The sequence below is a fragment of the Streptomyces sp. 13-12-16 genome, assembly GCF_002114215.1.
Taxonomy (GTDB): Bacteria; Actinomycetota; Actinomycetes; order Streptomycetales; family Streptomycetaceae; genus Streptomyces.
The window spans coordinates 1-3,916 of record NZ_NCTE01000701.1 but is presented as its reverse complement, the minus strand read 5'-3'; the positions used below and the strand labels follow the sequence as shown (position 1 = coordinate 3,916).

The window sequence follows — 3,916 nt, the reverse complement described above, 5'->3', positions numbered from 1 at the left end:
CCCGGCCCGTACGCTCCCCACCAGGTAGCCGCCCGCCGCCGTGAGCACCCCGGCCACGATCGCCCCCGCGCGCGCCGCGCCGCCCGGACGGGCCAGCAGGGCGTCGCGCAGCCCCCGCACCACCCCGGCGGGCAGTACGCGCGTGGTGTACCGGCGTTCGGACTCCAAGCCCTTCCCCGCTCCCACGCTGCGGGCCACCAGCGCCTTCGACAGCCCCTCGGCGTAGGTCCGCGTACGGAAGTAGCGGAAGTGCTCGCGGACCTCGGGCACCCGGTGGTGGATCACCGCGCGGTCGTCGATCAGCAGGACCGCGTCGGGGCGGGCGCGGCTGAGGCGGATGCACAGTTCCGTCTCCTCGCCGCCCAGCGGGAGCCTGTCACCGTCGCGTCCGATGCCGGTGGCGAAGCCGCCCGCCGCGTCGAAGGCCTCGCGCCGGAAGGAGGCGTTGCCGCCGAGCACGTTGCGCACCCGCACCCGCCCGCGCGGCAGGCCCCGGTAGGTGCAGCCCACCACCCAGTCGAACTCCTCGGGGAACCAGTCGGGACGCCGGCCCGACGCCCAGACGGGCTCGGTGCGCCCGCCGACCGCCATCACGCGCGGGTCGTCGTACGCCTCGGCGAAGTGCTTCAGCCAGTCGCGCTCGGCCACGGCGTCGTCGTCGAGGAAGGCGACGACGTCCCCGCGCGAGGCGGCGATCCCGGTGTTGCGGCCGGCGGACAGGCCGCGGGGGCCCGCGTTGGCGAGCACCCGCACGTCGTCGGTCTCCTTGTACTCCTTGTCCAGGCGGTCCAGGAGGTCCCGGTTGTGGTCGACGACCAGCAGGGTCTCCAGGGCCGGCCGTGACTGCGCCCGCACCGAGGCGACCGCCGCGAGGACGTCCTCCCAGCGGTCCTCGGTGTAGGCGCAGATCACGACCGAGACGCCCGGGGCGCCGGGATCCCTCAAGACGCCTTCCCCCGGACCGTGTCGAGCAGCGGAGAGGGGTGCGGGCGGCGGCGCAGGGCCCGCCGGTTGGAACGCTCCCCGAGGATGACTCTCAGCACGCGCAGCCCGTCGCGCACGGCCCGCAGATTGCTCGTGCCGTGGATGCGCAGGTACTCGTGGCTGGGTATCTCCTGCACCTTGAGGCCGGCCTTGACGACCCGGATGTTCATCAGGGTCTCGACCTCGAAGCCGGTGCAGTCGAGGTCGATCTTGTCCAGGCAGTGCCGCCAGAAGGCGTTGTAGCCGTAGCAGAGGTCGGTGTACCGCGCGCCGAACTTGCGGTTGACGACGGCGCACAGCACCCGGTTGCCCAGCATGCGGATGAACGTCATGTCGTCGGTGCCGCCGCCGTTGGCGAAGCGGGACCCCTTGGCGAAGTCCGCGCCGGAGACCAGCGCGGAGACGTAGCTGACGATCTCGTTGCCGTCGGCCGAGCCGTCCGCGTCGACCATCACGATGATGTCGCCGGTGCAGGCGTCGAACCCGGAGCGCAGCGCGTCCCCCTTGCCCTTGCCGCGCTGTCCGACGACCTTGACGGCGGGCCACAGTTCGCGGGCCACCTCGACGGTGCCGTCGGTGGAGTTGCCGTCGACCAGGACCACTTCGTGGATCCAGTCGGGAAGCGTCTTGAAGACGTACGGCAGGTTCTCCGCTTCGTTCATGGCCGGTATCACCACGCTCACCGGCGGCGCGATGGCCAGGTGAGAGGAGACGGGCCGGTAGGTGCGGGCGGTCGGCGGGTCCTGATCCTCGGTCGCCGGCTGCAGAACGGAACTCATGAGTCTGGTCCCTCTCGTCCGGTGGACCGCCCGCCCCTCGGGCGGCCCGGTTGTTCGTCCGGTTCGAAAGGGGGGTTCTCACCCCACGGGCACGCCGATGGTGCTGACATGCGCGCCGGGTGAGCTGGCAGAACTGGCCGGCCGCGAAAACGGCAGCCGACCGCGCGGCACGGCTCGGTCACCGATGCGGTCACCGAGCACGGCACCCCCCTACCGCGCCCCGCGCCGGTTCGTCGCGGTCCTGAGCCCTCCCCTGGAGCCGCGTACTGACGGACCGATGCGGGTGAGATGTATGACGGTATTGACGATTGAACCCGAATGGCAAGACCTGGAACGGCCGATCACGTTTTCGTCGATTTGGCGGTTACGTAAGTCTCTTGCCGGGATGTGTGTTTCCGCATGGCCGACTTTTCCCCCCGAAGTGTCGGATGCCGGGCTTCAATCTGGCGCACCCCGTAGGGGTCGTCAAGGGCGTAAAAGTCCTTACGACCGGTTCTGGTCCAGAACTGAACAGTAACAGTCTTGGCATGAACACTTCCGGTCAACACGCGTAGTTGGTACCACGGTTGCGGCAGAGATCCTGCTAAAGGGAGGTTCCATGAGACGTTCCCGACTTGCCCTCTCCGTGGGCTCGCTCCTTCTCGCCGCCACCACCGCCCTCACCGGGGCCACGACGGCCCAGGCGTCCCAACAGGCGGCGGCGGACGGGTATGTGGCGCTCGGCGACTCCTACGCCTCCGGCGTCGGAGCCGGCAGCTACATCTCCTCCAGCGGCGACTGCAAGCGCAGCACGAAGGCCCACCCCTACCTCTGGGCGGCCGCCAACTCACCCTCGTCCTTCGACTTCACGGCCTGCTCGGGCGCCCGAACGGGTGATGTCCTCTCCGGGCAGCTCGGCCCGCTCTCCACCTCGACCGGCCTGGTCTCGATCAGTGTCGGCGGCAACGACGCCGGTTTCTCCGACGTCATGACGACCTGTGTGCTCCAGTCCGACAGCTCCTGCCTCTCGCGGATCGCCACCGCGAAGGCGTACGTCGACTCGACGCTGCCCGGCAGGCTCGACAGCGTCTACTCGGCGATCCGCGACCGGGCCCCCAACGCCGAGGTCGTGGTGATCGGTTACCCCCGGTTCTACAAACTCGGCACCTCCTGCATCGGTCTCTCCGAGACCAAGCGGAAGGCGATCAACGACGCCGCCGACCATCTCGACAAGGCCCTCGCCCAGCGCGCCGGCGCCCACGGCTTCACCTTCGGCGACGTACGCTCCACCTTCACCGGCCACGAGATCTGCTCCGGCAGCTCCTGGCTGCACAGCGTGGACTGGTTCAACATCGGCAACTCGTACCACCCGACGGCCGCCGGGCAGTCCGGCGGCTATCTGCCGGTGCTCGACGCCGTGGCCTGACCGGCGTCGGCGTCCGTCAGTACCCGTCGTCCGAACCGGAAGGCGAAGCGGAGGCCCCGCCCGTCGGGGTCTCCGGCTCGCACGTCACCGAGAACGGCACCGTCTCGGAGACCGCCCGCACCGGCTCCCGGACCTCCACGCCGATCTCGCTCCGGTGCGTCCCGCTCCCCGAGTACGTCGTCACGACCACCGTGTCCTGCTTCGTACGCCCCTCCCCCTCGGGGAACGACAGCTTCCGCCAGCCGGGATCGTCCACCGAGCCGTCCTCGGCCACCCAGCGGTAGGAGACCTCGGCGGGCGACCGCCCCACCGTGAACGTCGCCGTGAACGCGGGCGCCAGCGCGTGCGCCGGCGGGCAGCTCCCGGAGTACTCCGTGTGCGCGCCGGTCACCGTCACCGACACCGTCTGCGGCGGGGGAGTGGACTTCTCCTTCTCCTCCTCGCTCGCGGTGGGGGACGGCGTCGGATCGTCCGTCGCCGGCGTCCCGCCGCCGTCGTCCTCGTCGTCACCGGTGTGTGCGGGCGAACTCGCCCGGCCCCCGGTGCCCTTGGCGTCGGGTTCGCCGTCCCCGCGGTCCAGCAGCGCGTACGTCAGCCCGGCCAGCGCCAGGGCCAGGACCACCACGCCCGCCACCAGGGCGACCGCGGCACGCCGGTCGCGTCCGGGCCGGGTGACCGCGGTGGTCGCCGCCGGCACTCCAGCGACCGGTGTCGGGGAAGCGGGCGGGTGCGCCCCCGGCTGCGGCAG

At 71.0% G+C, this 3,916-nt stretch carries 3 protein-coding genes and 1 pseudogene; 1 reads left to right on the top strand and 3 read right to left on the bottom strand.

Going from position 1 to position 3,916, the window contains the following annotated elements:
* Nucleotides 1-945 (bottom strand): glycosyltransferase family 2 protein (locus B7767_RS26610; RefSeq protein WP_085574410.1); only part of this gene is annotated, 945 nt, incomplete at its 3' end.
* Entirely contained in the window at nucleotides 942-1,763 is an 822-nt protein-coding gene (locus tag B7767_RS26605) for a glycosyltransferase family 2 protein (protein ID WP_085574409.1), read from the bottom strand. The genes B7767_RS26610 and B7767_RS26605, both read right to left, overlap by 4 nt.
* A gap of 598 nt (nucleotides 1,764-2,361) precedes the next feature.
* Between B7767_RS26605 and B7767_RS26600 the strand changes: the two genes are divergently transcribed.
* Complete coding sequence (locus tag B7767_RS26600; RefSeq protein ID WP_085574408.1) at nucleotides 2,362-3,168, top strand: SGNH/GDSL hydrolase family protein; 807 nt, start codon at nucleotides 2,362-2,364, stop codon at nucleotides 3,166-3,168.
* Between the two features lie 16 nt (nucleotides 3,169-3,184).
* Here B7767_RS26600 and B7767_RS26595 read toward each other — a convergent pair.
* Nucleotides 3,185-3,916: pseudogene (locus B7767_RS26595) on the bottom strand (serine/threonine protein kinase); the annotation flags it as partial.

What these genes read in the sequence shown, in the direction of transcription:
- B7767_RS26605 (WP_085574409.1), bottom strand. Translation starts at nt 1,763, where the DNA reads ATGAGTTCCGTTCTGCAGCCGGCGACCGAGGATCAGGACCCGCCGACC.
- B7767_RS26600 (WP_085574408.1), top strand. Translation starts at nt 2,362, where the DNA reads ATGAGACGTTCCCGACTTGCCCTCTCCGTGGGCTCGCTCCTTCTCGCC.